The 24649-nt window shown below is 44.6% G+C and carries 19 protein-coding genes and 3 pseudogenes; 9 read left to right on the top strand and 13 right to left on the bottom strand.

All coding sequences use genetic code 11. The features are described from left to right. The first annotated feature begins 261 nt into the window (after window positions 1–261). A pseudogene (locus E8Q33_RS12085) lies at window positions 262–3395 on the top strand (efflux RND transporter permease subunit). A 59-nt stretch (window positions 3396–3454) separates the two neighbouring features. Here E8Q33_RS12085 and E8Q33_RS12080 read toward each other — a convergent pair. Next, entirely contained in the window at window positions 3455–3844 is a 390-nt protein-coding gene (locus E8Q33_RS12080) for a DUF4168 domain-containing protein (RefSeq protein ID WP_069295807.1), read from the bottom strand. A 207-nt stretch (window positions 3845–4051) separates the two neighbouring features. On the opposite strand from E8Q33_RS12080, the pseudogene E8Q33_RS16575 reads away from it, so the two are divergent. Together E8Q33_RS16575 and E8Q33_RS12070 are read left to right on the top strand one after the other, a co-directional pair. Next, window positions 4052–5508 (top strand): annotated as a pseudogene (locus E8Q33_RS16575) (sensor histidine kinase). Beyond that, on the top strand, window positions 5505–6944 hold the full coding sequence (locus E8Q33_RS12070) for a sigma-54 dependent transcriptional regulator (protein WP_136555007.1): 1440 nt from the start codon (window positions 5505–5507) through the stop codon (window positions 6942–6944). The pseudogene E8Q33_RS16575 and the gene E8Q33_RS12070 overlap by 4 nt, the downstream one beginning before the upstream one ends. 3 nt (window positions 6945–6947) lie before the next feature. Here E8Q33_RS12070 and E8Q33_RS12065 read toward each other — a convergent pair whose 3' ends face one another. Next, window positions 6948–8087, bottom strand: a complete 1140-nt coding sequence (locus E8Q33_RS12065; RefSeq protein WP_136555006.1) for a WG repeat-containing protein — start codon at window positions 8085–8087, stop codon at window positions 6948–6950. 148 nt (window positions 8088–8235) lie between these two features. Between E8Q33_RS12065 and E8Q33_RS12060 the strand changes: the two genes are divergently transcribed. After that, window positions 8236–8649 carry a hypothetical protein gene (locus tag E8Q33_RS12060; RefSeq protein ID WP_069295811.1) on the top strand — a complete coding sequence of 138 codons (414 nt, stop codon included), beginning with the start codon at window positions 8236–8238 and terminating at the stop codon, window positions 8647–8649. Window positions 8650–8709: 60 nt separating this feature from the next. Continuing rightward, window positions 8710–9576: an alpha/beta hydrolase gene (locus tag E8Q33_RS12055; protein ID WP_247870087.1), complete on the top strand. Its 867-nt coding sequence runs from the start codon at window positions 8710–8712 to the stop codon at window positions 9574–9576. Here the strand turns inward: E8Q33_RS12055 and E8Q33_RS12050 are convergent. The 8 genes and pseudogenes from E8Q33_RS12050 to E8Q33_RS12015 all read right to left on the bottom strand — a co-directional run bounded on the left by E8Q33_RS12050 (window position 9573) and on the right by E8Q33_RS12015 (window position 19276). Beyond that, window positions 9573–10559, bottom strand: coding sequence for an NAD(P)/FAD-dependent oxidoreductase (locus E8Q33_RS12050; RefSeq protein ID WP_136555004.1), 987 nt, complete (start codon window positions 10557–10559; stop codon window positions 9573–9575). The genes E8Q33_RS12055 and E8Q33_RS12050 overlap by 4 nt on opposite strands. A 118-nt stretch (window positions 10560–10677) precedes the next feature. Beyond that, window positions 10678–10749, bottom strand: a complete 72-nt coding sequence (pqqA, locus tag E8Q33_RS12045; protein ID WP_081443609.1) for a pyrroloquinoline quinone precursor peptide PqqA — start codon at window positions 10747–10749, stop codon at window positions 10678–10680. Window positions 10750–10860: 111 nt separating this feature from the next. Beyond that, window positions 10861–12216, bottom strand: coding sequence for a glutathione-disulfide reductase (gene gorA / locus E8Q33_RS12040; RefSeq protein ID WP_136555003.1), 1356 nt, complete (start codon window positions 12214–12216; stop codon window positions 10861–10863). Window positions 12217–12305: 89 nt separating this feature from the next. Next, window positions 12306–12829, bottom strand: a pseudogene (locus tag E8Q33_RS12035) (peroxiredoxin). A 121-nt stretch (window positions 12830–12950) separates the two neighbouring features. Then, the gene (locus E8Q33_RS12030) at window positions 12951–15152 is read right to left on the bottom strand and encodes an EAL domain-containing protein (RefSeq protein WP_136555001.1); all 2202 of its coding nucleotides are present in this window, start codon (window positions 15150–15152) and stop codon (window positions 12951–12953) included. Then, entirely contained in the window at window positions 15145–18132 is a 2988-nt protein-coding gene (locus E8Q33_RS12025) for a PAS domain-containing sensor histidine kinase (RefSeq protein ID WP_136554999.1), read from the bottom strand. The genes E8Q33_RS12030 and E8Q33_RS12025 overlap by 8 nt, the downstream gene beginning before the upstream one ends. A 143-nt stretch (window positions 18133–18275) precedes the next feature. Continuing rightward, window positions 18276–18839 (bottom strand): 5-formyltetrahydrofolate cyclo-ligase, encoded by a 564-nt coding sequence (locus E8Q33_RS12020; RefSeq protein WP_136554997.1) that lies wholly within the window; start codon window positions 18837–18839, stop codon window positions 18276–18278. Then, on the bottom strand, window positions 18836–19276 hold the full coding sequence (locus E8Q33_RS12015; RefSeq protein ID WP_069295818.1) for an Rrf2 family transcriptional regulator: 441 nt from the start codon (window positions 19274–19276) through the stop codon (window positions 18836–18838). The genes E8Q33_RS12020 and E8Q33_RS12015 overlap by 4 nt, the downstream gene beginning before the upstream one ends. Window positions 19277–19362: 86 nt before the next feature. On the opposite strand from E8Q33_RS12015, the gene hmpA reads away from it, so the two are divergent. The 4 genes from hmpA to E8Q33_RS11995 all read left to right on the top strand — a co-directional run bounded on the left by hmpA (window position 19363) and on the right by E8Q33_RS11995 (window position 22231). Further along, window positions 19363–20577 carry an NO-inducible flavohemoprotein gene (hmpA, locus tag E8Q33_RS12010; RefSeq protein WP_136554996.1) on the top strand — a complete coding sequence of 405 codons (1215 nt, stop codon included), beginning with the start codon at window positions 19363–19365 and terminating at the stop codon, window positions 20575–20577. 223 nt (window positions 20578–20800) lie between these two features. Next, window positions 20801–21388: an HPP family protein gene (locus E8Q33_RS12005; RefSeq protein ID WP_168800204.1), complete on the top strand. Its 588-nt coding sequence runs from the start codon at window positions 20801–20803 to the stop codon at window positions 21386–21388. A gap of 69 nt (window positions 21389–21457) precedes the next feature. Continuing rightward, window positions 21458–21775, top strand: coding sequence for a PepSY domain-containing protein (locus tag E8Q33_RS12000; RefSeq protein WP_136554993.1), 318 nt, complete (start codon window positions 21458–21460; stop codon window positions 21773–21775). Window positions 21776–21922: 147 nt separating this feature from the next. Beyond that, the gene (locus E8Q33_RS11995; protein ID WP_136554991.1) at window positions 21923–22231 is read left to right on the top strand and encodes a PepSY domain-containing protein; all 309 of its coding nucleotides are present in this window, start codon (window positions 21923–21925) and stop codon (window positions 22229–22231) included. Window positions 22232–22262: 31 nt separating this feature from the next. On the opposite strand, the gene E8Q33_RS11990 is transcribed toward E8Q33_RS11995, so the two are convergent. The 3 genes from E8Q33_RS11990 to E8Q33_RS11980 are packed head-to-tail and all read right to left on the bottom strand — an operon-like array spanning window position 22263 to window position 24570. Next, window positions 22263–23585, bottom strand: a complete 1323-nt coding sequence (locus E8Q33_RS11990; protein WP_247870085.1) for an ATP-binding protein — start codon at window positions 23583–23585, stop codon at window positions 22263–22265. After that, on the bottom strand, window positions 23585–24247 hold the full coding sequence (locus tag E8Q33_RS11985) for a response regulator transcription factor (RefSeq protein WP_069295824.1): 663 nt from the start codon (window positions 24245–24247) through the stop codon (window positions 23585–23587). Before E8Q33_RS11985 ends, E8Q33_RS11990 begins: the two co-directional genes overlap by 1 nt. A 2-nt stretch (window positions 24248–24249) precedes the next feature. Further along, window positions 24250–24570 (bottom strand): PepSY domain-containing protein, encoded by a 321-nt coding sequence (locus E8Q33_RS11980; protein WP_069295825.1) that lies wholly within the window; start codon window positions 24568–24570, stop codon window positions 24250–24252. Between the last annotated feature and the right edge of the window lie 79 nt (window positions 24571–24649).

Here is a 24649-nt window from a genome sequence, read left to right as displayed (position 1 = left end):
AGAGCCACCACTGCTGGCGGCTATTTTTTCGACCAACAAGGCGGAAATTATGTGGTGTAGTCATTCTACATAAGTAATTTTCAACGCAGGGGGGCGGAAAAATAGCCCCAGCCCTTCGGGTTGTGATTGAAAAAACACCACTCTGCGTTGCTCGTCATTTATTTGGAATAACCAAACGACATTCCTCGCGCCTTGATTGGCATTTTTTCAATTCACAACAGAGGCGGCTATGAAAGATAAACAGGCCCTTTGGAGCAGAAAATGATTAATTTAATTGTACGCTTTTCTGTCGAGCGCAGATGGCTGGTGCTTTTCTTGACCATACTTATTGCCGGAGTGGGTACTTACAATGTATTTCGACTAAACATTGATGCTGTGCCGGATATTACCAATGTCCAGGTACAGATTAATTCTGAAGCAGCTGGTTATTCACCATTGGAAGTTGAACAGCGAATAACTTATACCGTTGAAAATGCGATGGCAGGGTTACCTAATCTGGATTACACCCGCTCGTTATCCCGCTATGGTTTATCTCAAGTCACTGTTGTGTTTGCCGAAGGCACGGATATTTATTTTGCCCGGCAGCTCATCAGCGAGCGCTTGCAGAGTATTGGCAATACATTACCTGATGGAATAGAGCCGCAGATGGGGCGATCGCGACCGGTCTTGGCGAGGTGTTTACCTATAGTGTGCGGGCAGAAACCGGGTCTGTGAAAGCCGATGGAACACCCTACACGGCTGAGGATTTACGAACTATTCAGGACTGGATCATTCGGCCTCAGCTGGTGAAAGTGCCTGGTGTTACTGAAATAAACAGTATCGGTGGTTTTGAACGTGAATATCAGGTGGCTCCGGATCCGGCCAAATTACTGGCCTACAAGATCAGTCTGGCAGAGCTGAACGAAGCCTTATCCCGCAACAATCAAAATGTTGGTGCAGGTTATATTGAACGTAACGGTGAACAATGGCTGGTGCGTTCTCCGGGGCAATTAACCTCACTTGAAGATATCGCTAACGTAGTTATTACCAAACGTGATGACACGCCAGTGCGGGTTTCAGATGTTGCCGAAGTATTTTATGGCAAACAGCTACGGACTGGTGCAGCGACACGTGATGGGCAGGAAACAGTGCTAGGCACAGCATTTATGTTGATTGGCGAAAATAGTCGTGTGGTTGCCAGAGCAGTGGCTGAACGACTGGAACAGGTGAATCAAAGCTTGCCGGCAGGCATTGTGGCTGAAGCCGTTTATGACCGCACTACGCTGGTGGATAGAACACTTCAAACCGTGCAAAAGAACCTGTTTGAAGGCGCTTTGCTGGTGATTGTGGTGCTGTTTTTATTGCTGGGAAATATTCGGGCAGCTTTGATAACAGCACTGGTCATTCCATTAAGTATGTTGTTTGCGGTTACCGGCATGGTCAGCAATCGGGTTTCCGGCAATTTGATGAGTCTTGGGGCCATCGATTTTGGCTTGATAGTCGATGGGGCGGTGATCGTGGTGGAAAATGCCTTACGTCGTTTGGGCTTGGCACAACAACGGCTGGGGCGTTTATTAACTTTGCAGGAACGCCTTGCGGAGGTAATTGATAGTACCCGTGAAGTGTTTAACCCGGCGGTATTTGGCATGTTTATTATCATGCTGGTGTATTTGCCCATTTTTGCGCTCAGCGGTGTCGAGGGCAAAATGTTCCATCCGATGGCTTTTACTGTGGTCGCTGCGTTAATCGGCGCTTTAGTGTTTGCAGTCACCTTTGTTCCGGCAGCCATTGCGATTTTGGTCACTGGTAAAGTTGCTGAAAAAGAAAACCCATTGATGCGGTTTGCTCGGTGGATATATCAGCCAGTTTTAAAACTGTCATTACGCTTGCCGTTGCTTATCGTATTAGCTGCTACGTTGTTTGTCAGTGTCACCGTTCATTATGGTTCAAAGCTGGGGAGTGAATTTCTGCCACAGCTTGATGAAGGTGATATTGCTTTGCATGCTCTACGTGTTACTGGAACAGGCCTGGAGCAGTCGGTTGCCATGCAAAATCAGTTGGAATCGGTGATCGCTGAATTTCCTCAGGTGAAACATGTTTATTCAAAAATCGGCACACCGGAAATTGCCACCGATCCGATGCCGCCGAGTGTAGCCGACACATTTGTTATTCTTAAACCCGTTGAACAATGGCCGGATCCTAGTCTTAGCAAAGCTGAATTCCTTAATCAATTGCGTGAAGCGGTAGAAAACGTGCCGGGAAATCTCTATGAATTCACCCAGCCAATTGAAATGCGCTTCAATGAACTGATTGCCGGAGTACGTGCTGATGTGGCGTTACGAATTTATGGTGATGATTTGGATATGCTTTATCAGCTAGGCGGGCAGGCTGAGCAAATGTTGGCAGAAGTTGCTGGGGCGACGGATGTCAGGATGGAACAGCTTACCGGCTTACCAATGTTGTCGATTGAACCGCAACGAGATCATCTGGCCTTGTTGGGGCTGGATATCGCCAGTCTACAACAAAGCATCCAAACCGCGATTGGTGGCACACCCGCCGGATTGATTTATGAAGGCGACAAACGCTTTCGTATTGTGGTGAGGCTTGCTGATGAAATACGCGAGAACCCGGATCGGCTGGCGAAGTTGCCCATATGGCTACCTAATAGTGATGATGCGGATTTGTCCTATGTACCGTTAGGGGAGATTGCCGATATTTATGAAATCAGTGGTCCAAATCAGATAAACCGTGAAAGTGGTAAACGCCATGTGATTGTCAGTGCCAATGTGGTCGATAGAGATCTGGGGTCCTTTATCGCCGAGGTGCAGCAGAACGCACAACAACTGGATCTGCCTGCAGGCTATTGGCTGGAATACGGCGGTACTTTCGAACAATTGCAGTCAGCTAGCAAGCGCTTGATGATTGTGGTGCCTGTGACGTTATTGCTGATTTTGCTGTTATTGTTCAGTGTCTTTAATTCACTGCGTGATGCGTTATTGATATTTACCGGTGTACCAATGGCATTAACCGGCGGCTTGATTGCCTTAATGATGCGGGATATGCCGTTATCCATTTCTGCAGCAGTCGGATTTATTGCGCTTTCCGGTATCGCGGTATTGAATGGTGTTGTGATGTTGACATTTATCCGCCAGTTACGTGATCAGGGGTTGATTTTACTGGAAGCGGTTTTCCAGGGGGCCATGCAACGGCTTCGGCCGGTGTTGATGACTGCTTTAGTAGCGGGTTTGGGTTTTTTACCGATGGCACTCAATACTGGCACCGGTGCAGAAGTGCAACGACCGTTAGCAACTGTGGTGGTAGGTGGTATTTTGTCCTCTACCTTACTGACATTAATCGTCTTGCCTGCGTTATATCTTTTAGCGCATCGATACAAAACAAGGTCAGATCACAGCTGACAGACATAAAAAAGCCGGGAGAACCCCGCTTTTTTACTACAAACGAAGCTGAAACGAACTTAGTTCAGCATAGATTGCACTTTATCGCGCAATTCTGGATCGCTTTGGATAGCTAAAGCAATATTACTGTAGGTTTCAACATCTAAACCTTTGTCTTGAACAGTCTGAACCATTTTCTGGCTCGCTTCTTGTTGTAGTTGTGCAGCTTGATCTGGATCTTCTGTGCTTTCCAGGCGGCCTGAATATTCGCTGCGAATGCCTTCAAGGTCATCCTGAACATCAGCAAACTTCTGTAGATCAGCTTCACTGAAATCGGCAGCTGGAGCAGTTTCAGGCATGGGTGCTTGGGGTGTAGCCTGCTCCGGTGAGCCGTAACCCTGTTCTGCCATCGCAGAAGTGCTTAGACCTAATGCCATTAAGATTGAAACTAACGTAGCTGTTTTTTTCATGGTGTTTTCCTTTATTGGTTATGAAACACACGGTCTTTGTTGCGAGTTCTGTGCCAATCTCAGTAACACCTTATAAGTTGCTGAATTTAAAAGATATATATTTGATGGTGATTTATTCAGGAAAAATTGTCTCACTTGACCAGTACCATTAGGTGTGTCATTTTGGCTCATGTGCCATAAAACCCGGTATCTTTAAGAGGCTTCAAAATGCGATTTCCTTCAATTTTCAGCAATTTACGTCTGGTGTTGATTATGCAGGTCGCTTTACCGGTGTTACTGGTATTGGCTGTGATCCTGGTGATTGGTTTATCGATGGTGGGTCAGTTTATCGAAGAGCGTATGCAACGCGATTTGCAGCAGGTCGCCAGAACCATCCATCTGCCGGTATCGCAGGCGCTGGAAAGGCAAGATCTGGATCAATTACAAAACAGCATGGCGTCGGTGTTTGGAATTACCGAAGTCTATGGCGCCTATTTATTTGATTCCAACGGCAAGCGCTTAAGCAGCTTTGGTGTGGTAAATCCTACTCAAGAACAAGCAACCGATGCCTTACAGCAGATCATGCAGGGTGAATTTTCTCAATATGAACGCATTCGTGGTCGAGATGTGTATTCGTTTTTTATGCCGTTATTTGATGCGACCGGTCAGCCAAACGGTTTACTGCAGGTTACTAGACGTCGCAGCGATATAGATCGTGAATTAACCGAACTGAAGTACTGGGCCTGGGGTGGCTTTGGTTTGGTGTCTTTAATTATTTTAGGGGTCATCAGTTATTCGCATCAGCGGGCGATTGAAGCGCCATTGCAGCGATTGGTCGAAAGTATGCGCCGGGTCAGCCATGGTGATAGGCATCATCGTGCCGCTGAGCGAGGGCCAATCGAAATCAGTCAACTGGCTAAAGGACTCAATGGCATGCTTGATGCGATCGAACAGGTTGAAATCAGCGAAGCTCAACAGCGCATGGCACGAGAACAGATGGCCGAAAGGTTACGCCAGACTGAAACCATGGCAGCGCTCGGACAATTGTCCGCTGGTGTGGCACATGAACTCGGTGCGCCGCTGACCGTAGTTGATGGACGGGCCAATCGTTTATTACGCCGTATGGGCAATGAAAAAGATATTGCAGAGTTAAATGAAATTCGCCAGCAAGCGGCCAGAATGACTTCCATTATTCAGCAACTGCTTAGTTTTGGTCGTTCCTCACGGGCACAACTACGTGATCTTGATGTGGCTTCATTGATTGAAAGATCGGAATCTCTGTTAGCGGATCAAGGTTATCGAGTCAGTCTTATCCAAGGACCGCCGGCAAAAATTAACGGCGATTCGTTAAGTCTGGAGCAGGCCTTAATAAATTTATTACGCAATGCCTGTCAGGCTTGTCCAACTGGGCCGGTTGAGCTTTCCTGGCAAGTGGACGAGCAATTACATATTCATATTGATGATGCTGGCCCGGGTATTACCGCCGATCAACAAAGCCAGGTATTTGAGCCTTTGTCACCACCAAGGCACCGGGTGAAGGGAGCGGTCTGGGGCTGGCAATCGTACAAAGAGTTATGCGGGAGCATCAGGGAGAAGTGACATTGAGCAACAGCCCGTTAGGCGGTGCCAGATTCAGTCTGACTTTACCGATAGTGTCGAGCAACGATTCTGGAACAGCAGTATGAAAAACAAGCAGAACAAAAATTTACCGATCTTATTAATTGAAGATGATCAGGCACTGGCAAGATTAATCAGCGATGAATTGGAAGCCGAGGGCTGGAGTATGGTAGTTCATCATCAGATTCAATCGGCATTGGAGTGGCTGAAAATCAATCAACCTGCGCTGATTGTCAGTGACTTGCGGTTACCTGATGGCAATGGCATGCAAATAGTTGAGCAGGTCGTTACGCATTGGCCGGAAGAACAACGACCAGGGCTGATTGTCATAACGGCTTTTGGCAGTGTGCGTCAGGCGGTACAGGCATTACAGGCGGGTGCTGATGACTTTCTTACCAAACCTCTTGATTTGGAGCATTTCCTGCTGGCGGTAGAGCGCGTGGTTGCAACACGTAAACTGCATGATGAGTTATTTCAGTTCCGCAAACTCAATCGTCAACCAGCTTTTCATCAGATGTTTGGTCGCAGTGAAGCGATGCGTAATCTGTTTCAGCAAATCAAGGTGATTGGCCGTGCTCAAGGTCCAGTGCTGATTAATGGTGAAAGTGGAACTGGTAAGGAATTGGTTGCCAAAGCATTGCATGCAGAAAGTGATCGAGCCGATGGACCGTTTTTGGCAGTCAACTGTGCCGGTATTCCTCAAGAGTTACTGGAAAGCGAGTTTTTCGGTCATGCTGCCGGTTCATTTACGGGGGCTAAAAAAGCTCGTAAAGGCTTGTTGCAAGAAGCCAATGGCGGCAGTCTGCTATTGGATGAAATTGGTGAAATGCCAATGGCGCTGCAAGCAAAATTGCTGCGAGCGTTACAAGATGGTTCGATCCGCCCGGTCGGTCAGGATACCGAGGAAAAAGTCGATGTACGAATTATTGCCGCTACCCATCGGGATTTAAAGCAGAAGGTGGTCGATGGCAGTTTCCGGGAGGATTTGTTTTATCGTCTGGAAACCTTTGCATTATCAGTACCACCTCTGCGGGATCGTGAAGAAGACAGAGAAATTCTGGCCCAACAGTTTTTACAGCAATTAGTAGTAGCCCAAGGTCGAAATATTAAAGGCTTCAGTGACAAAGCTCTGGAGATCATCCGTCACTATGCGTTTCCGGGCAATGTCAGAGAATTGCAGAATGTAGTGGAAAGAGCGTTTGCCTTCTGTACCGAAGATTGGGTACAACCGCAGCATTTACCGGCGCGGTTACTGGAAAATCAAACGTCATCGGAAGTTTTAGCCAGCCCGGCTACGGAAAAGCAAAATGATGAATTATTGGCTGGAGCGGTGTTACCCACATTAGACCAATTACAGAAACGTTATGTGAACATGGTATTACGTGAAGTCGATGGCAATAAACGTCGAGCGGCTGCTTTACTGGGTATTGGTCGCCGTACTTTGTATCGCTGGCTGGATGAAGAGAGTGATGAGACTGAAGAGCCAGCTATAAAAGATAAATAGGCGCTAATCTTTGGAAATATAACCCCATTTATCACGAATCATTATTGCCGCCAGACCTTCCTTAAACGGGTGGGCGTGTTCAAACTGGGGTTCGATAACCACTTCACCCTGACGATTGATAAAACCATATTGTCGGTAGTTATGGGTTATCACCGCCAGGCCATCTGAAAACGAGTAGGCCCATGCGAATAGCGGTTCAATCTCCATCGTACCTTGAGTATTGATGTAACCCACCATGGCATCTTTTTCCACTCGCGCAAGGCCTTCACTGAAATTCCAGGCATCATCAAAATAGGGTTGAACCAGCATTTCTCCTGTGGAATTTATAAAACCATACAATCCTTGTTGTTTAATAACGGCAAAACCTTCATCAAAGGCTTTGGCTTCTTCAAATTGCGGTTGTATCAACCAGTCACCTTGCTGGGTGATATAACCCCATTTCCCATCAAGCAAAACAGCGGCAAAACCCTCGCGAAACACTCTTACCTGCTCGAACTGTGGTTCAATCAGTAAATGACCTTCGGCATCAATATAGCCCCAGTTATGATCAACTCTCACTGCCGCACGTTGTTCACTGAAAATATGCGTTTCATCAAATTGCTCTTTGATAATTTCTTCGCCTTCGGTATTGAGATAACCCCACTTACCATTTTTCTGAAACCCAGCGAAACCTTCGGAATAGATGCCAACCTTGTCATATTGAGCGGGGACCATTTCTTCACCCGAGCTATTGAGGAATCCCCATTTCCCATCTTGAATAAACGCCGCAAATCCTTGTTTAAAGGATTGAATTCGGGGATAGGTTGGTTGAAGAATTATGTTGCCATCGCGGTCAACGACACCCCATAAATTACCTTTCCGATAAGCCGTCACACCGCTGTCCAAATCATTGATTTCATCAGCTGTGAATAAAATGTCACCATCAGGATTGATAATGGCGAACTGTGCTCGCCCCTGATGGGCAATCATTACTGCGGCGCGATCATTGTTAAAACTGCCAGCATCATCAAAGATCAGATCGATCTGCAGATTTTCTACATAGGCCATGGTAGGCTGGAAGCCATAACTGGCAGTGAAGCCGGTGAATATTAAAGTCAGCGCTGACAAAATATACCCCAATGTTTTAAAAAGCTTTTTTCTCATAGGTCAAACCTGCCCCAGGAAATATTCCCATACTAAGTCTGTTCTCAATTGGGTGAAAAGCTCGTGAAAATAAATTTTGGGAAAAATCGCTCTGGAGTCCGCATAACAGCTTGAGCGATAGTGAATCAACAAAGTTGACGGAGCGTGTATGGAAAAGGATGAAGATACGTATAGTGCGCTGAAGTTGATGGCCGAAACCATTGATATGAGTTCTCGAAATGATAATGATGAAATTATAGGCCTTGAGTATTACGTTAACTTTCATGTGTTAACCGACGAAGAACTGGCTGAGCTGACTCAGTTATGGGAAAAAAAGCTCGCAACCTGTCAAAAAGAAAAACTGGCTTCGCAATTTACCGTGGTCCAAGTGTTTGGCTTAATTATTCTGGCGATGCTAATTGCCTGGCTGTCCGGTGGTATTGCTGGGGCGATTGCCAGTATTGTCGGGGTAGTTGGTATGATCGCGATGATCGAAGATAAGCGAGTTAAGAAAGCAAAACGAAATTTAAAAGATGCCGAGAAAGTCTGTAATAAACTTCGGTCTGCTTCACGTTCACATTGATATTGGAACCCCTTAGTGGCGGAGTGTGTCTGCATAGTCCATTAACACTCGAGGCACAGTGTGATTCGCCAATTTATTAAAACTTTGTTTGGCAGTTTATCGGCATTAACGCTAACGGCTTGTTCACCGGTGACATTACTTAATGCCATGGTGCCTGAATCCGCTTATCAGCATCGATCAGATTTAGTCTATGGAGAGTACGATCGTCTTAAACTGGATGTTTATCAACCAGCTCATTCTGTAGATAGTCAAAAACCTGCAACGGTGATTTTCTTTTATGGTGGAGGCTGGGAAGCAGGCGAAAAAGCCGATTATAAATTTGTGGCGGAAGCGCTGACATCACAGGGCATGATTGTGGTTATTCCTGATTATCGGGTCTTTCCTGAGGCAGTGTTTCCTGAATTTATCGAAGATGCTGCTCAGGCAGTGGCCTGGACCCGAAAGCACATTACTGAGTTTGGGGGTGATCCAGAGCAACTGTTTATTGCTGGTCATTCTGCCGGAGCACATATTGCTGCAATGTTGTCGGTCAATCCGCATTATCTTCAGCAAGCTGGTTTAGAGACTGAACAATTAAGAGGCATGATCGGCTTAGCCGGGCCTTATGATTTCCTGCCGTTAACAAGTCCGACGCTAAAACAGATTTTTGGTGATGATGCCAGTCAATGGCAAAGTCAGCCGGTGAATTTTGTCGGCGAAGATCATCCACCGACCTTACTGCTGGTGGGCAATAACGATCGCACAGTGCTGCCACGCAACAGTTATCGGTTTGCGGAAAAGCTTAAACAATATGGTAATGACGTCGAGTTGATAGAACTCAGCAATTACGGACATGTAGCCATGGTGGCCAAACTGGCTAAACCTTTGCGTGGCGATGGAGCGTTACTGGCACCTATCGTCAGCTTTGTGGAACAGCATCGTCATTAGCTTAATTGTGGGATAAGTTGCTGTGCCAGGGCATCGGCACTGCTGAAAGCCGCCTCAACACGCCCCTGAATGCACCAATCACCACAAGCCGCTAATTTTAGTTGGGTATCAAGGTAGGCAGATTGACCCGTTTGGGCTGGAAGGTTAGCGTAGACCCAGCGCTTGAAATCCACATGGCTGACTTCGGCAACATTGATACCACTGACTCGCTGCACCTCTGCGAGCATCAATTGCTGAATGGTTTGATCTGCGTGGTGCAGATGTTTTTCGGCCCAAATATTATTTGCCTGAATCACCATGGAAAACCCATCAGGACGAGATGGCTTGCTGCTATTGACCGACATCCAGCTAATGATGGCATCACTGACCAGGGCGGCTTGCCAATCCAGTTCTGGCGGATCATCAAACCCCAGCATCAGCGCGTAACAAGCCAGCATCTGTGTTTGCTGAATGGCATTAATATTTTGAAAGTTATCAGGTAACAGCGCTGAAGTCTGTTTAGCTGGCAGACAGCAGATCACCCAATCGAAGTTATCTGCAACCCGGTTATGATCACTGAACAGTTGCCACATTCCCAGGTGTTGCTCAAGATGCGTAACCTTGCAGTCAAACTGAATATTTAAGGGAGCGGCAAGAGCCTGTCCAATAGCCTGCATATCCGGGCTGCCCACATAATGTGGATAGTCAGCATTCCATTGGCGGCGGGTAATCTGTTTGTTATTGGAGAATTCGACAAATTCTGCATCCCAGCGCCGGATTATTTTTTGTTCAATCAACGGTTGAATAAACTCGGCAAACCGCTGGGTTTTAACCGTGAAAAATTGAGCGCCATGATCGAAATGAAATTGACCAACAGAACGGGAGGCCAATCTACCTCCGGCACGTTGAGCTTTATCGAATAGTTGGATCTCGGCAAATGGCTGCAGCTGGTGGGCCAAGGACAGGCCGGCTAGTCCGCTGCCAATGATGGCGATTTTGCTCATGGTGATCCGTTGTGAAATGAATTTGGCAATCTGACCAATGTGGTGAGGCGAGGTTTCCTGCAGCAAAAAAAAAGCCCCAATCCGAAGATTGAGGCTTTTCTATTTTAGCTACTGCGTATTAACGGTTGCAGATGTACATTGTTACTTCGAAACCGAAACGCATGTCTGAATATTCTGGTTTAGTCCACATAATATCTCTCCTGTTATTTGGTATCAGCGTTTGCTGACTTAGGAATAGATTATCGCGAACCAACAACTAAAACCTCAGTGAAACACCTGACGACACTCAGGATTTTCCTGATTAATCGCTGACCGGTGTACGCATAGTGACAAACTCTTCAGCAGCAGTTGGGTGTATGCCAATGGTGGCATCAAAATCCGCTTTGCTGGCACCGCATTTCATAGCAATCGCAATGCCTTGCATGATTTCTCCGGCTGACTCACCAACCATATGTGCACCAAGCACTTTATCGGTATCAGCGTCGACCAGTAGTTTCATTAATGTACGTTGCTGCGATCCACCAAGCGTGTTTTTCATCGCACGAAAGTTTGAGCGGAATTTCAATACATTAGGGTATTCTTCACGCGCCTGCTCTTCGGTCATACCCACCGTGCCGATATTGGGCTGGCAAAATACCGTTGTTGCAATATTGCTGTAATCCACTTTACACGGTTGCTTGTCAAACAAATAACCGGCTAATGCCATGCCTTCAGCCAAGGCAACCGGCGTTAACTCGATTCCCCCCGTGACGTCACCCAAGGCATAAATACTGGGCTCGGAGGTTTGAAAAGTTTTGTTAACCGCAATATGGCCACTTTTACTGAGTTTGATATCCACATTTTCCAGCCCCAAACCATCGAGGTGAGGCTTTCTACCGGTGGCAAACAGCACGGCATCGACGGTTAAATGCTGCCCATCGGTCATGGTTAAATACAGACTGCCATCTTGTTGTTTTTTGATGGATTTCACTTCGGTATTAAAACGGATATGCACACCGTTTTGCTGGATCTGCTCTGCGGCGAACTCGGCAATTTCTTTGTCAAAACCATTTAATAAACCACCACCACGCACTAATTGGGTGACCTGTGATCCCAAACCATGAAAAATACCGGCAAATTCAACGGCAATATAGCCACCGCCAACAACTGCCAGACGCTGCGGAAATTCTGCCAAATCAAATATGCCGTTTGAATCCACGGCGTGGGTTTTGCCGGGTATATCAGGTATAAATGGCCAGCCGCCGGTAGCAATTAATATACGTTCGGTAGTAAATGTTTTGCCATTAACTTCAACGGTGTTGGCATCGACAATTTTGCCTCTGCCATCAATGATCTCAACCCCGGCCCGATCCAGAATGCCTTCATAGACAACATTCAGTCGGCTGATTTCATCGGTTTTGTTATCACGTAAGGTTGACCAATCAAATGCCGGTTTGCTTACTTGCCAGCCAAAGCCTTTTGCATCCTTAAAGTGTGATGAATATTCAGAAGCATAAACATAGAGTTTTTTGGGAACGCAACCGACATTGACGCAGGTTCCGCCCAGATAACGATCTTCGCAAACAGCGACTTTTGCACCATAAGATGCCGCCATCCGGCTTGCACGAACACCACCTGAGCCGGCACCAATAACAAATAAATCGTAATCATATTTCATCTGTAAAACTCCTGTTTACTGCTTAACTTTGCAAAAAAACACCGGACCTGAGATTTATGCAGGTCCGGTGAATCATGGCTAAAGCGATCTTACTGTTTGTTCAAATAATCCAGCATCGTATCGACACCACTGACTTCAAATGGATCATCAGGCAGTTATCCATCTGGCCGGGTTCAGCAAACAACTGTTTAACTTCACCGTCTACAACGTGCATTGAATAACGCCATGACCGTGCACCAAAGCCCAGATTCTCTTTTTTCACCAACATATTCATGCCGCGAGTAAAGTCACCGTTACCATCTGGAAGCAATTTAACTTTGTTTACTTCCTGACGTTTTCCCCACTGGAACATGGTGAAAGCATCGTTAACAGACAGGCAGTAAACTTCATCAATGCCTTTGGCTTTCAGTTCATCGTAGTGTTCTTCATAACCAGGCAAGTGAGTGCTTGAACAGGTCGGTGTGAAAGCGCCGGGCAGTGCAAAAACAATCACGCTTTTGCCTTTGAAAATCTCGTCAGTAGTAACATCCTGCCAGCGGAACGGGTTATCACCGCCAATGCTTTCATCACGGACACGGGTTTTGAATACAACATTAGGAACTCGTTGAGTCATGCTTTTAATCTCCTTTACGGGGTTGATGTGACCTGAATAATTATCCAGTTGCGAGCAGTGTATCGAAATAAAAATGATTAATAAAACAACTTATTCAGGTTGTTTTAATCGTTAAAAACGATTAATGGTTTGGTTGGCTATTAATGTTGATGGCTAGGTTTAAATGCTGACCATTACGTTTGTTGCGGTACATGGCTTCATCGGCAAGGGTGTAAAGCTGTTGTAAATCGTAATCGCTTAACGATTTGGTTGTGGTTATACCAAAACTGTAATGCAGATGAATATCAGCATGAGTGGAGGCGTTGTAAATGTCGACTTTATTTGAAAGCCTTTGAAGAATGGTGGTTTGATCGGTGTCTTTTTGATTCACCATCAATACGACAAATTCATCAGCGCCTATCCTGCCAATCAAATCTGAATCTCGGAATGTGGTATTCAATAGGCTTGAGAACTGCAGTAACGCATTATCACCAGCATGATGGCCTAGATTGTCATTGATTTGATTAAAGTTATCTAGGTCAAAATAGACTAGAGAAGCTTCATAATCCTGGGTTTGGCACAAATGCAATACATGGTTGGCCCTGAATTCGAAGCCTCTTCTATTGAGCAGGCCGGTTAAATGGTCTTCACAGAGTAGTTGGTTGGTGGCGATTTCTTCTTCCACCATTAAGGCAAGTTCACGTAACAATCGGCAATCACGTTCACTCATATAACGTGGTTTTTGATCAATTACACAAACAGTACCCAATCTTTCCCCACTCGGAGCTCTGATAGGGTATCCGGCATAGAAGCGGATAAAGGGAGCCTTGATGACAAGAGGGTTATCAGAAAAACGTGGGTCAGTGATTGCATCATTCACTATAAAGCTGCTTTCTTGTTCAATTGTGTAATTGCAGAAGGCAATTTCGCGTGGAGTTTCATAAATGTCGACACCGACTTTTGATTTAAACCACTGTCTTTTCGAGTCAAGCAAAGTAATTAATGAAATCGGTACATCAAACATACGTTTTGCTAAGCGAGTTATCCGATCAAAGCGCTGCTCAGCCAAAGTGTCCATAATTTGCAACGATTCGAGTGCTCTAAGTCTTTGTTGCTCCAAGGCTAATTTGCGTTGTTGTAACCATTCATTGATTTGATTCGCAGGTACCGGTTTACCAATAAAATACCCTTGTGCTTTATCACAACCGAGCTTTTGTAAAAATTGCAGGGTCGCATAGTCTTCGATGCCTTCAGCAATTACTCTCATATCCAGACTATGAGCCAATTCAATGATGGCTTGAATCACTAATCTGGATTCACGAGATTGTTGCGCCGTCATCACAAAAGATTTATCCACTTTCACTTCGGAAAATGGCATACGTACCAGCTGCAACATGGATGAAAAGCCAGTACCAAAATCATCTATCGATAATTGAAAGCCTTTCATCCGCAATCTGGTCAAAATATCCAATGACGCAACCGGATCATCCATTGCGCCGGTTTCAGTCAGTTCCAGCATGATGCTGTGAAGTTTTACATCATGTAATCCGCACAATGCTTCGACTTGATTAAACAAGTTGAGATTTGGTAACGACAGGGCGGAAATATTGATAGAGCAGATTAATTGACTAGCTTGTGCAGTGGCGGGGGGATGTCGTTGTTCTTTACAGAACTGATTAAACCAGGGTAATGCCTGCTCAAATACAAGAAGGGTTAAGTCATCAATTAAATGGTTTTGCTCTGCTATTGCAATAAATACATCAGGTGCAATGAAGCCGTGGTCAGAGTGATACCAGCGTGCCAACGCCTCAAAACCCGTTAATACACCACTAGCGCAACTCACTTTGGGTTGGTATGCCAAGGTAATATCACGATTTTTAATCGCCTCGGCAACATCCTTTGCAGTTATGGCGGGCAAGCTTAATCCTGATTGCTGATGCTGACCGCCGTCAATGAGGTCCGTTAGATTTGGTGACGGCAGGTCGATCATTTCGCGAAAAGCTTTAGGGTTAAAGGGTTTAGGGAGGATTCCAACTATATTTAACCCATGAGCTGCGGCTGATCTTGCAGCAGCTTGAAGAACTTGATGTCCTACACCGCTGGTAATAATAATTTTGGCACTAATTTGTTGTTCACCTAATGCGCCCAGCACTTCAACGCCATCCATGTCTGGCATGATCAGATCAAGCGCGATATGTGTTGGCTTCCATTGTTGTAGCAGATCGAAAAAATCAGTGGCGGTAGTAGTTACCCGGACAGACATACCTGCATATTCTGCAACGTTGCGGATGGTTTCTCCGGTCAGTTCGTCATCATCTAATATCAGCAGTTTATGCTCAGACATGTATCTTTCTCTCAGCTTTTATAAGTGAGCATTTGCGCGACCTGTTTAAAAGAGCCGCACGATGGTAAGGCTTATTCAAAATAGCAATGCTGCCGTTTTGAATTTCTTCATCTGTCAAAGCTTTTTCAGTGTAGCCAGAGGTATAAAGAACCGGCAGGTTTTTACGAAGCTGTTTCGCTTGCTGAGCCAATTCATAGCCACTTAGTCCGCCAGGCATCAATACATCAGTGAACAGTAAATCAATTTGCTGTGCAGAAGCAAGCCAGTTTAATGCTTGATGGCCGTCAGCAGCAGCAAGAACTTGATACCCAGCATCGCGCAGTTGAGAGATGGCATACTGCCGTACCAGATCATTGTCCTCGACAACCAAAATCGTCTGTTGAGAATTTTGTAATGGCATTGGAGCTTCAATATCATGAAGAATTGCTGCAGGAGACACCGTGTCAGTATGCGGAAGAAACAACTGAAAGCGTGTGCCATGACCGTGTTCAGACTGAACCTCAATATTTCCGCCGGACTGTTTAATGAAACCAAACACCATGCTTAAGCCTAAACCACTGCCTTTACCCGTTGGTTTGGTGGTGAAAAATGGTTCAAAAACTTTATCTAGCAAGTCCTGTGGTATGCCATCACCGTTATCCATCACATCAATTTTGACGTATTCACCTGCAGCCATTTCATTCTGAGATGATGTATCTGGATTGAGTAAAATAAACCTCTCAGTACTTATCATCAATTTGCCACCATCAGGCATCGCATCTCGCGCATTAAGCGTAAGATTTAATAAACTGCTTTCTAGTTGAACCGGATCGATCATCACTGGCCAGATATCGCTGCTGAGATTCAAATCCAATTGATATTTATTCCCCAGTGAACTTCGTAACAATGCTTCCATATTTCGGATCAGCATATTGATATTAACCGCTTCTGGAGACAGTGGCTGACGCCTAGCAAATGCCAGTAGATTACGGGTTAACCCTGCGCCTCGTTCAGCTGCACTGCTAATAAGTCTGGCAAGTGGTTGTAAAGAAGGCTTTTCAGACAGTTCATCAATTAATAATTCGCTATTTCCAGTGATGACCGTTAACAGGTTATTGAAATCATGTGCAATACCTCCCGTCAACTGGCCAATTGCTTCCATACGCTGTGCCAGTTGTAATTGTTTTTGAATATGTATTTCTTCGGTAATATCGCGCTCCACTGAGACCCAATGGGTGTACCAGCCTGCGGTTAAGCCAATCGGTACACTGTTTAATTCCAGCACTATCTCACGACCGCTTTTATGATATTGCGTCAGTTGAGCTCGAATCGGTTGCCAGGTTTTGTAAGCCAATTTGATTTTGTTTAGCTCATTTTTTTCCGTTTTAGGGCCGTGCAGGATATTAAGCGTTTTGCCGATGACTTCTTGACGGTTGTAACCGGTTATCCGTTCAAAGGCACTGTTCACAAAAACAATATTCGGTTTTTCGTGAGCATAACGTGGCGCTTCGGTAATGATGACCACATCATTTAGTTGGGAAACAGCACTTCGTAGTAGTTTTAGTTCTTCACTTTCTCTTCTTTGCCGTGTGATGTCCCGCAAATAGACGGTTAAGCCTTTGCTTGATGGATAAATCTTGATATCCAGCCATAATTGTTTTGCTTCATAAAAATGTTCAAAGGAAATCACCTGCTGTTGTGCTAATGCCAAAGATAATTTTTTAAGCATAGCTCCCGCCGGATCAATATCAGTATTTTCAATGCCTTTATCATTCAGCAAAATTGAGCGTGGCGTGTTTAATAGCGTTACTGCCTGATTATTTACATAGTTGAAGCGCAAGTTGCTATTTAACGTAAAAAAAGCGTCGGTAATGCTGTCCAGCGTGTTTTGTAACTGCAGTGATAATGTTTCACTTTGTTGTTGCAGCATTTTTATTTGATTGATATTGATGCTGGAGCCATACCATTTATTGATTTGGCCTTGTTCATTACGAATGGGACTAGCTTGAGCCAAAAACCAGATGTATTCATTATCAAAGCGACGCAGACGATATTCATCCGAGTATGCATCACCGGTTTTTATGGAATACAGCCAGCGTTCTTGTACTCGAGCCTGATCCTCTGGATGTAATAACTCAATCCAATGTTGCCGAACATGTGCTGCGGGCTTACCAAAAAAAGCTACCGTAAGCTCAGATACCGAGTCGATGGAACCTTCTGCGGTAACCGTCCACATGAACTGGTGTGTACTCTCCGCCATATAATGCGAACGACGTTGTGCTTCAGCCAGATTTGCCTCGACGAGTTTGCTGTCATTTACATCCTGGATCACGCCCTGAATTTGTGTTGGTAATCGCGCATCATGATGAGCCATTATCCGTATCCGATGCGGTCCATCTGTGCCGATCATTGAGAACTCGCCATCCAATGGAGCTTGATGGCTGAGCGAGTTATTCAACGCTTGATTTAGCGTGTTTTGCTGTTGGGCTATAAACAAAGAGACAAAGTGCTGTTGAGAAATATTGCTATGGCCGGGTTGATGGATTAGACGAGCCGCTTCGGGACTTAGCTGTAAATGTCCAGAGTTATCTAATTGCCAATAACCTAGTTTTGCAATTCCTGCGGCGAGCTTAAGTTGTTGTTGAGATTTAGTCTGTTGCTGTTGTGAGCGGATGGTAAAGCTGCTTAGCAAAAAAATCGTCATTAAAGCCAGAGTAGCGAGTATACGATTGGCGATAAACTGAGTTTTTAACAAACTATCAAAGCTGATCGGCATAATAAGAGAGCCGGCCCAGATTAAAATTACGCAAAGAATAAATGTTATGGTAAGGCGGCGAAGACTTTTGCCTAGCCCAGACAACATTAGAATGGGGGCGTACAATACACCATGAGCAAATCCTGCAATCGTGTATCTATCGGTCACAAATACAATTATCAGCAATAAAAAAATCAGCCAGTCAAATAGACGGCTGTTCAATAAACGGCTCATAGTCTGATTCATATATAGATGACTCCAGTCATCCTGCTTGGGTGACAAAATGCAACTCAGAATGTGAATATACTGGAATAGTGAGAGGCGTCACATGCTTTTAATATTCAGCGCTGCTAATTGCCGTTGCGGCGAGTGATAGCGGGATAGCCGAATTAACAATAAATATTTTTTTCGGTAACAATATAGTCCATTGGCACGTCATGCGGCTGAGGATGAATGCTTGGCAGTTGCATCCACTGATAGCCGATACCAATGCTTAGAGGTTTTGTCGGAGTAGCTAAACTTCGATCATAAAAACCGCCACCATTACCTAGACGGTATAAATCGATATCAAAACCGACCAAGGGAATAATTAGGACATCTGGCTGAACGATAAGGGTATTTTGAGGAACAGGAATATCCCAAATCTCTGCCTGCATAAACGAGTCTGGTCCCCACTGGCGGAACTGCAAGGCTTTATCAGCATCGATAATTTTCGGTAAGGCTGCAGCCCAACCTTGTTTGATAAGGCCGAAAATAAAATCGCGGCAATCAATCTCTCCACGAATTGGCCAATAAAATCCGATGGTGCCTTTGGGTAAGGGGTCGATGATGGATTGTAAATTTTTAAATAATGCGGCTTGGTGTAACAGACGTAATTCATTGGCAAATCCGAGACGTTTTTCAGTCAAACTAAATCGTTGTTCACTGCGCCATTTCTGCCAAGAAGTTTTCATGTGGATTCTGGGATTTCCAGTAACTCTTGTAAACGATCTTTGTTAAAGATGACGTCGGCCAGAGTATAGTCATCCAATACATTTAAAAATGCTGCCTGAGCTTTATGAAGTGCGTTTCTCAAGATGCACGCCGGTTGGATTGGGCAGGCGATTTCATCACTAAAACAGGGAAGTAATTGCAAGTTTTCGGTTTTACGAACTAACTTGCCAATACCGATATCCGCAACGGGTAAGGCCAGTTTTAAACCACCCCCCCGACCGCGATGGCTGACAATATAGCCATGTTGCACCAGAGTCTGCGCGACTTTAGCAAGGTGATTGGAAGAAATGTCGAATCGTGTCGCTGCATCCTGAATGGTTGCAGGTTGCTTACCATGATGTACTGCCAGATACACTAACAATCTAAGCGCATAGTCGGTATGCGTGGTGAGTTGCATTTTTCGTTAACTCCTAAAAGATGGACAATACTATGCGTTTTTAAATAAGCATGTAAAATACCTATTTAAACGATAGGAGTTTGGCAATGAAGCCAGAAACTTTCGATATTATTCGTCAAACACTGCCAATATTAGAGCTGCATGGCGAGAAAATAGCGGATTGTTTTTACAAAAATATGTTCCGAAACAATCCGGAAGTAAAAACTTTTTTTAATCCGGCTCATCAACACGAAGGCACGCAACAACGCGCCTTGGCAGGTGCACTCTGCGCCTATGCCCAACATGCTGATAATCCTGAAAAATTAAAGCACGCAATTGAATTGATCGCGCACAAACATGTTGCTTTAGGCATTAAGCCAGAGCATTACCCCATCGTTGGGAATAATCTGTTATTAACATTACGTGAAGTTTTAGGTGAGGCTGCAAGCGACGATATTATTGATGCCTGGGCTGATGCTTATGGGTTATTAGCAGGACTGTTTATCGATAGAGAAGATGATTTATATAATCAACAAACTCAGCAACATGGTTGGCAAGGCTTCAAAGCTTTTAACCTGATTCGACGTCATCAGGAAAGCAGCAACATCACTTCTTTCTATTTAAGTCCGATGGATAAAAAGCCCTTACAAGCCTATCTGCCAGGCCAATACATTACCCTTAAAGTTCAGTTGGCCGACGGCAGCCAAGTGATGCGCAATTATAGTTTGTCTGCTGCTCCGCGAGAAGATTACTTTCGTATCAGTGTCAAAAAAGAAAAAAACCAATTGCCTGAACATGCGGATGGCGTGGTATCCAATCGTTTACATGACAGTTTTCACGAAGGCGATCAGCTTTTAGTGACACCCCCAAGTGGAGTTTTTACTTTGAAGCTGCCATCAGATAACCATCGGCGGGTGGTATTTATTGCCGGTGGCGTTGGCATCACCCCACTGCTTTCCATGTTACATCATGGATTAGCCCATTCTCCGCAGCGGCCTTTTACCTTAATACAATTGGCCAGAAATAATGATGTTTTGCCGTTTCATGAAGAGCTGTCAGTTCTGGCTCACACCTATGAAAATTTTGACTGGCATGTTCGCCTTAGCCAACCTGCTTCAATCGTCAATTCTGACAAATTGCACCAAAGCCTAGGTCACATAGATAAAGCCTTATTGGAGCAGTTATTACCAGATCCTCAAGCGGATTATTACCTGTGCGGTCCGAAAGCAATGATGAAGACAACACGATTATTGCTTCAACAGCAGGGTGTTGAAGATTCAGCCATCTTTGCAGAGTTTTTTGGTCCGGCTGAAGCTCTCTAACAAATCTTCTTCAAACAAATAGTGAAATCCGTTTGCTTCAAGAGTGCCAGTAGATGGATTTCAACCTTCATCAGTAAAGCATTATCACGCAATGAATTCATTCAAAGTTTTGCAAAAAGTATTATCAAATCATCCTAAATCCAGAGAGATAATAAGCGCTAGCCTTGGGGCATTTACTGCAATTTTGCTGCTAATGTCCCTCATAAGCCGGCTTCAACTCACAATGGAAATGGAATTATTGGTGCTTGCCTCAATGGGAGCGTCAACGTTTTTATTATTCGTGTTGCCGCATAGTCCTATGGCACAGCCTTGGCCATTAATGGCAGGCCATTTAATTGCAGCTGTTGTGGGGGTGAACTGTAATTATTGGATAGCCGATCCAATTATCGCTACAGCAACAGCAGTGGGATTATCAGTGCTATTAATGCATCTATTGCATGCCCTACATCCCCCAGCCGCCGCTACCGCAATAATTGCTGTAATCGGCCTTCCGGAACACAGCGCCATTGCCTGGCAGTTTGTTTATGCCGTGGTGATCATCAATGCTGGAGGCCTGCTTTTCCTCTCGTTATTAATTAACAACCTCCTGCCCGGACGCCATTATCCACAACGAGATAGCCACCATAAACATCATCAGCAATTTATTAAAAGTGCGGATGAAAAACTGCTGTTAAACGAAGCGGATTTTCAATGGGCACTTTCTCAAATAGATACCGTCATAGATGTTTCAGAAACAGATTTAGTGGATTTATATGAGTTTGCTGCTGAACATGCAGAACAACGAAATATAAATCAAAAAAATAAAAATTAATTGTATTCAGTTTGATTTAAGTTTGGTTTTGTAAAGTGAACCCACCTTAATCGGAAAGGAGTACCAAAAATGAAAAATTTAAATAAAATGACATTAGCGACATTACTTGCTTCAGCGCTGACATTTTCAGCTGCAACTGCAATCGCTAATGATGATTTAGCTTCAATGCAAATGAAAGTTGAACAGTTTGGTTTGATAAGCATTGATGAGGCTAAAAACATCGCATTACAGGAAAAACCAGGCGTAGTTAAAGATATCGAACTGGATAGTATTGATAACGGCGGTGGCTGGGAATATGAAGTTGAAGTAGTCCAGGAAGACGGTACTGAATGGGATATCGATATTCATGCCAAAACTGGTGAGCTTCGTAAAGTAGAACGTGATTGATAGTTAACTCTATCCTGGTGTAAAAAGCAGCGGCCCGTCTTTGACGGGCGTTTTTTTATTTGTTGTAGCTAAAAATAGATTGAATAATTCAGCTTAATTTAATTTTAATTTTATATCGTAAAAATCCATAACTAATAGGGTGGCGATATGAAAAAATTATTAATGTTTACGCTGGTGAGTTCTGTAATAAGTTTTTCAGCTTTTGCTGATGATATAGTTGAAATGCAAACGAAAAGTGAACAGCTGGGTTTGATTAGTGTGGACGAAGCAAAATCCATTGCTTTAGAAGCCAAGCCGGGCATCATTGATGACATTGATTTGGAAAACCGTTCATTTTTTGGTGGCTGGGATTATGAAATCGAAGTGCTGGGTAAGGACGGTAAGGAATGGGATGTCTATGTTAATGCCGAGACCGGTGAGGTGAGAAAAGTCAGCAGAGATTGGGATTGGTTCTAATGGTTTTCGGAAACCGCTTCGGCGGGTTTTTTTATACGATAAGCGGTAATCGAACCTCTATTTTCAAGCCTCCCATTGAAGAGCGACTAAACAACATTTCACCACTGTAGCTATCTACTATATCTGAAACAATTGCTAATCCGAGCCCACTTCCAGGGACGGATTCGTCAGCTCGGTATCCGCGTTGGGGGAGTTGCGATAATTCGCTTTCATCACAACCTTTACCATCATCTTCGACCACAAAATGACAATAATCATTTTGATAGACACTAATGTTGACCCGCTTTCGGCACCATTTACAGGCATTTTCCAGCAAGTTGCCCAACATCTCTAGCAAATCTTCCCGATCACCGATAAATAACAAGTCTGGTTCTATCTCCCAGTCAATGACTGGGGATTTGTCACGATAAAGCAGTTGTAATGTCTTACTTAGCTCAGCAATTTCCTGTTCCAGTTCAACTTTTTGACCTGGCATTGCAGAACCCAATAAGCGAGCACGTTTTAATTCTCTTTCAATAATTTGTCCCATATCGCGACTCACCTGATTTAATGAGCTTTGAATATCCGGCAGGTTTTTTATTGCCTCGCGTTCAGCAGTTTGATTTAGCAATGTCAGCCGGGTTTTCAGGGCATGAGCTAGATTGCCTAACGCGGCTCGGGAGCGTTGTGTTTTGCGGGTCATGGTATTGAGCAAACGATTCAGCTCTTCAATCATCGGTTGAATTTCTGCCGGTCCCTTGGCATCAATTTTTGCTGTTTCTCCGCGGCGCAAACCAGATAGCTGTTTTTGGATTCGTTGTAATGGTTGTAATGCCTTACCGACAATTAGCCATTGAATAAAAAGTAATAAGACTAAACCAATGGCGGAAACCAATGAATAAAGCATTTGAAACTGAAAAATATCTTCATCCAAAGCACTGATATTCTGAGCCACCATAATGGTGAGATTGTGACCTTGTTTGTAATAGCCTCGATGCAAGGTGAATAAACGCTCATCATTTGGTCCGATCAAGGATGCCTGAACTCTCTCACCGCTGGGGATCGGTTCGATGTTTAACGACTCATCCCATAAAGATCTGGATTGTCTGCAGGACTGTTCGGTACACACAACGAAATAATGACCGGAGAATGGTCGTTGATACAAACTGCTAATACGTAATGAATTTAATTCGAAGCTGCCATCGGGGTTGATTTCGACACTGGCCAGTAATCCTTCGCTTTCGCTTTCCAGCCGTTCCAGTAATTGTGTTTCGGTAACCCGTTCAATTACCAGCGTAATCAATGCCCATTGCAGTAAGATCAACAGACTTAAGGTAAACGTCAGACCTAGTGAAAGCCGGCGTTTAAGCGACATTATGCTGAGCCGAAAATATAGCCCTGCCCGCGGCGGGTCTGAATTAAATCGGTGCCCACTTTCTGTCGCAGGCGATTAACATAAACTTCGATAACATTACTGTCCTTGTCACTATCGTATTCATAGACATGCTCTGTGAGCCGGCTTTTAGAAATAACCTGACCAGGATGCAGCATAAAATAGCGTAATAAGCGGAATTCCGTTCCTGTCAAAGTAAACGTTGTGCCATCGCTTAATTTAACCGATTGAGCATCTTCATCCAATTGCAACCCGGCAACCTGTAATGGTCCGCCGCTGGTGCCGGAACTGCGTTTCAGAACGGCACTGATACGGGCTAATAATTCTTCAGTTTGAAACGGTTTGGCAACGTAATCATCGGCGCCCGCTTTGAAGCCCTGGACCTTTTCTTCCCAACTGCCTCGGGCTGTCAGGATAACCACGGGAACATGATTGTCTCGACTACGCCAATTTTGTAAAACTTCCATTCCAGAGCGTTTGGGTAACCCTAGGTCCAGTACAACTAGATCATATGGTTCAATATCACCAAGCGCTTCAGCATCAATGCCATCTACCGAAAGATCCACAGCGTAACCTGCTTGGGACAACGCATTTTGCAGGGTGGGACCCATTTGCGCATCATCTTCGACCAGAAGTAACCGCATAATTAGTCGTCCAGCTCCAGTTCAAGCAAATCGCCGTTGGTTGCGTCAAATTCAAGCTCCCAAACACGACCTTGTTCATCAAGAATTTCAATTTCGTAAATTAACATGCCGTCATCACGTTCAAGCTCTGTGTCGATAACTTGGCCTGTGCGATAAGTTTTGGCTTTCTCAATAATGGTTTCTAATGGCAGGATCTTACCAGACTCACGCAACATGCGTGCTTCTGAATGACTTACATCGTCAGCCATAACGGGTGTTACGAGTAAAACTGAAATCAGTAATAATCCGATTAATGGCAGTATTGAAGAAAATAGCCGTTGCATATTTTTCCTAATCACTAAATATGAGTTATCTAACATAATTAAGCCTGATTTTAGTCAATCAGGCTTAATTTAAGCTGAA

It is taken from the genome of Methylophaga sp. SB9B (genome assembly GCF_004832235.1).
Classification (GTDB): domain Bacteria; phylum Pseudomonadota; class Gammaproteobacteria; order Nitrosococcales; family Methylophagaceae; genus Methylophaga; species Methylophaga muralis.
The sequence above is the reverse complement of the archived record's forward strand: the minus strand, read 5'-3'. Positions and strand labels throughout refer to the sequence as shown.

Bases quoted from the DNA above. Each gene is read 5' to 3' on its own strand.
- E8Q33_RS12020 (WP_136554997.1), bottom strand. From the start codon at position 18,839: ATGAAAACTTCTTGGCAGAAATGGCGCAGTGAACAACGATTTAGTTTG.
- E8Q33_RS11995 (WP_136554991.1), top strand. From the start codon at position 21,923: ATGAAAAAATTATTAATGTTTACGCTGGTGAGTTCTGTAATAAGTTTT.
- E8Q33_RS12065 (WP_136555006.1), bottom strand. From the start codon at position 8,087: ATGAGAAAAAAGCTTTTTAAAACATTGGGGTATATTTTGTCAGCGCTG.
- E8Q33_RS12060 (WP_069295811.1), top strand. From the start codon at position 8,236: ATGGAAAAGGATGAAGATACGTATAGTGCGCTGAAGTTGATGGCCGAA.
- E8Q33_RS11985 (WP_069295824.1), bottom strand. From the start codon at position 24,247: ATGCGGTTACTTCTGGTCGAAGATGATGCGCAAATGGGTCCCACCCTG.
- gorA (WP_136555003.1), bottom strand. From the start codon at position 12,216: ATGAAATATGATTACGATTTATTTGTTATTGGTGCCGGCTCAGGTGGT.
- E8Q33_RS11980 (WP_069295825.1), bottom strand. From the start codon at position 24,570: ATGCAACGGCTATTTTCTTCAATACTGCCATTAATCGGATTATTACTG.
- E8Q33_RS11990 (WP_247870085.1), bottom strand. From the start codon at position 23,585: ATGTCGCTTAAACGCCGGCTTTCACTAGGTCTGACGTTTACCTTAAGT.
- E8Q33_RS12005 (WP_168800204.1), top strand. From the start codon at position 20,801: ATGGAAATGGAATTATTGGTGCTTGCCTCAATGGGAGCGTCAACGTTT.
- E8Q33_RS12070 (WP_136555007.1), top strand. From the start codon at position 5,505: ATGAAAAACAAGCAGAACAAAAATTTACCGATCTTATTAATTGAAGAT.
- E8Q33_RS12015 (WP_069295818.1), bottom strand. From the start codon at position 19,276: ATGCAACTCACCACGCATACCGACTATGCGCTTAGATTGTTAGTGTAT.
- E8Q33_RS12000 (WP_136554993.1), top strand. From the start codon at position 21,458: ATGAAAAATTTAAATAAAATGACATTAGCGACATTACTTGCTTCAGCG.
- E8Q33_RS12080 (WP_069295807.1), bottom strand. From the start codon at position 3,844: ATGAAAAAAACAGCTACGTTAGTTTCAATCTTAATGGCATTAGGTCTA.
- E8Q33_RS12050 (WP_136555004.1), bottom strand. From the start codon at position 10,559: ATGAGCAAAATCGCCATCATTGGCAGCGGACTAGCCGGCCTGTCCTTG.
- E8Q33_RS12025 (WP_136554999.1), bottom strand. From the start codon at position 18,132: ATGAATCAGACTATGAGCCGTTTATTGAACAGCCGTCTATTTGACTGG.
- hmpA (WP_136554996.1), top strand. From the start codon at position 19,363: ATGAAGCCAGAAACTTTCGATATTATTCGTCAAACACTGCCAATATTA.
- E8Q33_RS12030 (WP_136555001.1), bottom strand. From the start codon at position 15,152: ATGTCTGAGCATAAACTGCTGATATTAGATGATGACGAACTGACCGGA.